Here is a 6,113-nt window from a genome sequence, read left to right as displayed (position 1 = left end):
CTGTGGCTCATGGCGGCCATCGGCACGACCCCGCCCGCGGCGGGCGGGGTCGTGCCGATGGCCGCCATGAGCCACAGGCCGTCGCCGAGTTCGGTCCACGTCAGGTCGTGGTCGCCCGCAGTGGGGTCCGGCCGCTCCGGCATCTCACGGCACCTGCTGGCTGAGCTGCCGCCAGAGGGAATCGACGAGCCGGGGCCACGCGCCGTCCTCCGGCCGGTAGGCACCCGAGGTGGCCAGGAAGACCGCGTCCAGCAGTTTGTCCGCGGGCAGGCCACCGACCGCCGCGCTGCGCGCGATGAAGTCTTCGATCAGTCCGGCGCGGCCGCCGTCGGCGTCCAGGGCGTGCGCCGCCACCATCGCCGCGAGCTGGCCGGCGTCCGGCTCACGCGTCTCGAGCCGCAGGCACCGCCGGAGGAACGCGGGCGGGAACTCCCGCTCACCGTTGCTGGTGATCACCACGATCGGGAACGCCGCACACCGGACGCGGCCGTGCTGGATCTCGGCCGTGAAGCCGGGATCCGCCGTGAACACCTCCGCCGACGTCGAGCGGCGCGCGTCCCGGGCCAGCTCGGGAATCACGAACTCGCCGTCCTCGAACAGGCCGAGCAGATCGTGCGGCAGGTCCGACTCCGACTTGTCCAGTTCGTCGACCAGGAGCACGCGCGGCAACCGCCGGGGCAGGAATGCCGTGCCCAGTTCCCCCAATCGGACGAACTCGCCGATCGGCACCTCGCCCTGCGCTCCGGTGCCCGCCCCGGAGAGTTCCTTCCAGGCCGCCGCGGCTTGCACGCGGCCGATCGCGTCGTAGTCGTACAGCCCGGACCGCAGCGTGGTCTGCGAAGTGATGGCCCAGCGGAGAACGCGCCCCAGCCCCAGCTCCCGCGAAATCCGGTAGGCCAGGGACGACTTGCCGCTCCCCGGACGGCCCGTGACCAGCAGCGGCCGGCGCAGGTACAGCGCCGCGTTGACCATCTCCGCTTCGTGCGGGTCGACGTCGCGGGCGGAATAGCTGAGCTCGGTGCCCAGCTTGCGCTCGATCTCGCCGTCGTCCGGCGGGAAGACGTCCCGCTCCGGGAGCGTGGCGCCCCGGAACGTGCGCCACGGCGGCGGATCCGGCAGCCGGTCGGCCAGCCGGACGTCGTGCAGCGGCCGTCCGGTCCCGCGGTAGATCCACCAATCGGGTGGGCTGTCCGGGTGCGGTGGCCCGCCGGCCCGGTTGTCAGGAAGCTCGGTCACGTTGGTCGGCACCTCCTTCGGGGTGCACCACGATCCCGGTTTCGCCAATGGGAAGCAATCGATTCGGATCGTCCCATAGCACCACCAGGTCCGTGAGTGCTCCGCCATCGCCCGACGACGGCGGATTCCGAAGCGCGTCCAGCCGAGACTCCCTTACCAGTGCGGGCAAATCCCCCAATCCACCACTGCTTTCGGCGAGTAAGGCTACCACTTCGCGCACGACTTCCGAAGGGGCCGAGGGGTGCCAGACGATGACCGGGACCCCGGTCCGCAACGCCGGCAAAAGCTCATCCTGACCGGAGATCGCGCTGACCGGCGGCGATTCGGTCAACACCGTCATCGCCCATTGCTCGTGACTCAATATCGCCTCGAGCCGAAGTGGATCGCGACGGTCACCGGCCCGGCAGAAATACACCCGTTCGAACGAAGGATCGCTGACCCACGACTCCCACCGTTGCCGCCAGACGCGGTGCCAGCGCGGGGCACTCATCCGTTCCAGTGACCGCACGACCGTTTGGTAGCTGAGGTAGAGCGGTTTCGGCGCGCCGGAAGCACGCTCGGTCGCCCAGGAATGCACCGGCAGGTTCAGCAGCGCACGCGGCAGGACGAACTCGACCACGACGTCGGACACCACCTCCGACCAGGCTTGCTCGGTCTCGGCGATCAGCACGTCGACGCGGCGCTCCAGCTCGCTTTCGCGCACCAGCGCGGCCTCGCCCCTCGACAGCGACCAGTCGTCCGGATCTTCCTGCCGCCAGCAGGAAAGCTCGTACAGGTCGTCCTCGATGGGGTCCGGGCGCACGACGATCATGAGGTGGAGCGTGCCCGGCGCCGGGCGGGCGGCGGCCAGCTCCGCCCGCAGCTGCGCCAAGGCGTCCCCGAGGCGGAGCCGCCGCACCTGCCCGTCGGACCAGCCGCGCAATTCCGCCGCGAGCTCGTCGTCGCATTCGGCGGCGATCAGTTCGACGAAGATCAGCAGGGGTGGCAGTTCACCGGGCCCCGCGTTGAAATCGGCGAGCCCGGAAAACGCCGCGGACGCGTCTTCGAAGCGCGGTGGCGGGGAGACGTAGCGGGCGGCACGGCGGACAGCCATGCCGAGCCCCGGTGGTGCGAAACCCGCCAACCGTTCGCGCAGTTTTTCTTGTTCGGCCTCCGGGACGACTTCGTGCATCCGGACCGACGTCACGAGGGTGCGCACCTCCGCGCACTCCTTGCTGCCGGGACGGAGGAATTCGATCACGTCCGCCAGCGCGTTCAGCCCTTCCGCGAGACGGCAGCACGCGGAAACTATTTCGATCAATTGGTCGCGGCCGGTCAACTGGTCCGAAAAGGTGAACGGGTGGTCGAGCGCCTCCCGCAGTTCGCTCACCATCAGGGTGCGAATCGATTTGTCGTCGGCGAACCCGGCCACCACGAGCACGTCCACCACTGCCTTGCGGACCGCGATACCCAGGCCGGGATGCCCCTGCTTCACCCTCACCTCCACCCCGAGAAGCGCACCGAAGATCGTGAGTTTACCTGTTCGGCGTAATCACAAAAGGGCAAAAAGCTGACACGCGACACCCCGAAAGACCGGCCGGCCGCTTACCACGCCGACCGCTCGGGCCACTGGCCGATGATCGCGGCCAGGGCCACCACCTGCGGCGATCCCGGCTCGACGGTTCTGATCGTGTCGAGCAGATCCTGCAGCCCGCCGTCGAAGCGCAGGCACGTGCGCGCCAGCGCGATCACGTGCAGGCGGTCTTCGGCGTGGTGGGGCACGAGGTCGGCGATCTCCCTGCGGGGGAACAGCTCCAGCAGCAGCTGCCGGCTTTCCGCCTTGCGCACGCTCAGGACCGCCAGCAGCGCTTCCACGAGCGCCGGGAAGTCCGCGACCGCGGGCGAAGCGGGCACCGCCACCGGGAACCCGTTCACGGCCGCGCCCAGCAGCCGCAGCCAGGCCTCGGTCCTGGTTTCCTTGTTCTCGATGGGAATCCGGCGGTACGAGAGCGCGTCCGCCGCCGGGTCCGCGCGAACGACGTCCTGGTAGAACGTGTTCGAGACGACCAGCGCCAGCACGGCTTTCGACTCCTTCAACGCGTCCTTGACCGCGGACGCGTCCAGCAGCCGGAACGCGTAGCTGTTCGCGTCGCTGACCGTTCCGTGGCTTCCCTGGTAGACCTCGCCCGCGTGGAGAGCCATCCGCAGGCGCACGTTCGCCTCGTCGGCGTGCACGTCGTTGTACCGGCGCAACTCGGCCAGCATCCGGTCGGGCAGCTCGGCCACCAGATCCGCCTTCGCCACGTCGGTGGGCAGGTGGATCATCACGCCATCGCCGGTGTTCTCCATGAAGAGCGTGTCCCAGGGGATCCCGGCGTCCGCGAAGGCCGTGCGCATGAGCTTCCAGAACCCCTCGTGGACGACCAGCCGGTGCGCTGTCGTCCGCTTGGGGTCGTTGTAGCCGGCGATGTCGACGGCCATGATCGTCTTGTGGTGCGCGGCCGCATAGGAATGCACGACCCACCTCCCCACGTCCCTGGCACATTGTCCCAGACCCATGCACACTCGGCCATGTTCGCGCAGGGCGTTACGCCGAAACCGGACCTTCTTGACCTTGTTTCGTCCATAATTCGGCGTGCCCACGACACGCCTGCACCTGGTGAACGCGGACGAGGACCACCGCGTCTCCACCATCGAGCTCTTCTTCGACCTGGTCTTCGTCTACGCCATCACCCAGGTCACCCAGCTGATGGCCGACCACCTGAGCCCCACCGGGGTGGGGCAGGGGGTGGCCATGCTCGCCGTGCTGTGGTGGTGCTGGTGCAGCTACGCCTGGCTCGGCAACACCATCCACGTCGACCACGGGATCGCCCGGCTGGCCATGTTCGGCGCGATGACGGTGATGTTCCTGGTGTCGCTGACCATCCCGGAAGCCTTCGTCGACCACCCCGGCGGGTTGTTCGCGCCCGCGCTGTTCGTCGTCTGCTACGCGCTCGTGCGGCTGCTGCACCTCGTCGCGTACCTGGGCGCGGCGAAACACGACCCGGGGCTGCGGCGGGTGCTGCTCAAGATGTTCGTCGGGCTGTTGCCCAGCGTCGTCCTGCTCGGCGTCGCCGCGTTCCTGAGCGGGCCTTGGCAGCTGGGGTTGTGGGTCGTCGCGCTGCTCGTCGACTACCTGAACGTCTACCTCGCCGGGCCGGAAGGGTGGCGGCTGAACGCGCCCGCGCACTTCGCCGAGCGGTTCGGGCTCATCGTGATCATCGCGCTCGGCGAATCGATCGTCGCGATCGGCATCGGAATCGGGGCGCTGCCGATGTCCTGGCTGATCGCCGGGGCCGCCGTGTGCGGGCTGGCGCTGGCCGCCGGGATGTGGTGGACCTACTTCGACGTCGTCGCGCGGGTCTCCGAGCACCGGCTCACCCAGGCGACCGGGACCGAGCGCACGAAGCTCGCCACCGACTCCTACACCTTCCTGCACCTGCCGCTGATCGCCGGCATCGTGCTGGTCGCCCTCGGGTTGAAGAAGGCGTTCCTCTACATCGCCGACACCGAGCACCACACCCCCGGCGAAGCACTGCACGGCGTGCCGATCTGGACGCTGACCGGCGGCCTCGCGCTCTACCTGATCGCGCTGAGCGCCCTGCGCAAGCGCAACCTCGGCAGCTGGAACGTCCAGCGGCTGGTCCTCGGGGTGCTGCTCGTCGCGGCGACACCGGCGCTGGAGCACGTGCCCGCCGCCGCGCTGCCGCTGATCGCCGCCGCGCTGGTGCTCGGGCTCATCACTTTCGAGCGCATCCGGTTCGCCGAGTGGCGCAGGAAAGTGCACACCGCGCACTCCTGACCGACCCCGCACTGGCGCTATCCCGGCTCCCGGGTTAACCTACTCGCGAGTAGGTAACGGGATGGAGGGCCACATGGCTGCGCCAAGGAAACGGGACGCGATGGGCTGGGGCCTGTCCGCGCTGACCCGGCTGGCCGGGAGCAAGGTCGTCGATCGGGCCGGGCTGCGCAAGCCCCTCGAGGGCCTGGTCACCGCCGGGACACGCAACGGCTTCCGCGTCGCCGGCGCGGCGACCCGGTCGTTCAAGTCGGTGCAGAAGCTGGGCAAGCCCGCCCGGCTCACACCGGCCCCCGACACCGGGCTGTTCGACCTCACGCCGACCGAGGACCAGCAGCTCATCGTCGAGACGGTGACCGAGTTCGCCGCCGAGCAGCTGCGGCCGGCCGCCGCGGACGCCGACGCCAAGCTCGAGGCCCCCGAAGGGCTGCTGAGCCGGGCCGCCGAGCTGGGCATCAGCCTGGTCGGCATCCCCGAGGAGCTCGGCGGCATCGGCACGGAACGCTCGGTGGTGACCAACGCGCTCGTCGCGGAAGCGCTTGCGCACGGCGACCTCGGCCTGGCCGTGGCCGTGCTCGCGCCGTCCGCGGTCAGCACCGCGCTGGTCAGCTGGGGCGACGAGCAGCAGCAGGCCGACTACCTGCCCGCGTTCACCGGCGAGCACGTCCCGGCCGCGGCGCTGGCCCTGCAGGAGCAGAAAGCGCTCTACGACCCCTTCAAGCCCGCCACGAAGGCGCGCCGCACCCCGAAGGGCTACCAGCTCGACGGCGTGAAGTCGCTGGTCCCGCGGGCGACGCAGGCAGAACTGTTCATCGTGTCGGCCGACCTCGAAGGCCGCGGCCCGGCGCTGTTCCTCGTCGAGTCGTCGAACGCCGGGGTGTCGATCGAGGCCGAGCCGGCGATGGGCCTGCGCGGCGCCGCGACCGGCAAGCTGCACCTCGAGCAGGTCAACCTGCCCGCGGGCGCGCTGCTCGGCGGCGGCAAGGCGGACGTCTTCGCCGAGGTCGTCCGGCTGTCGCGGCTCGGCTGGGCGGCGCTGGCCGCGGGCACCGCGAAGGCC

Annotated in this window: 5 protein-coding genes; 2 read left to right on the top strand and 3 right to left on the bottom strand. The window is 70.0% G+C overall.

Going from position 1 to position 6,113, the window contains the following annotated elements; genetic code table 11:
* Positions 1–144 precede the first annotated feature (144 nt).
* The 3 genes from CCN39_RS44620 to CCN39_RS44610 form a co-directional block, all read right to left on the bottom strand.
* Positions 145–1,236 carry an AAA family ATPase gene (locus tag CCN39_RS44620; RefSeq protein ID WP_086852868.1) on the bottom strand — a complete coding sequence of 364 codons (1,092 nt, stop codon included), beginning with the start codon at positions 1,234–1,236 and terminating at the stop codon, positions 145–147.
* Positions 1,220–2,710: a VMAP-C domain-containing protein gene (locus tag CCN39_RS44615; protein WP_244211300.1), complete on the bottom strand. Its 1,491-nt coding sequence runs from the start codon at positions 2,708–2,710 to the stop codon at positions 1,220–1,222. Before CCN39_RS44615 ends, CCN39_RS44620 begins: the two co-directional genes overlap by 17 nt.
* Positions 2,711–2,820: 110 nt before the next feature.
* Complete coding sequence (locus CCN39_RS44610; protein ID WP_086852866.1) at positions 2,821–3,732, bottom strand: effector-associated domain 2-containing protein; 912 nt, start codon at positions 3,730–3,732, stop codon at positions 2,821–2,823.
* Between the two features lie 118 nt (positions 3,733–3,850).
* Here CCN39_RS44610 and CCN39_RS44605 point away from each other — a divergent pair, with 118 nt between their 5' ends.
* A complete protein-coding gene (locus CCN39_RS44605; protein WP_086852864.1) occupies positions 3,851–5,056 on the top strand; it encodes a low temperature requirement protein A in 1,206 nt (401 codons plus the stop codon).
* 100 nt (positions 5,057–5,156) lie between these two features.
* Positions 5,157–6,113, top strand: a 957-nt coding sequence (locus tag CCN39_RS44600; RefSeq protein WP_086852862.1) for an acyl-CoA dehydrogenase family protein, incomplete at its 3' end; no start/stop codon positions are given.

The sequence above is a fragment of the Amycolatopsis kentuckyensis genome (genome assembly GCF_002155975.1).
GTDB classification, from domain to species: Bacteria; Actinomycetota; Actinomycetes; order Mycobacteriales; family Pseudonocardiaceae; genus Amycolatopsis; species Amycolatopsis kentuckyensis.
This window is presented reverse-complemented; position numbering and strand designations above follow the sequence as displayed.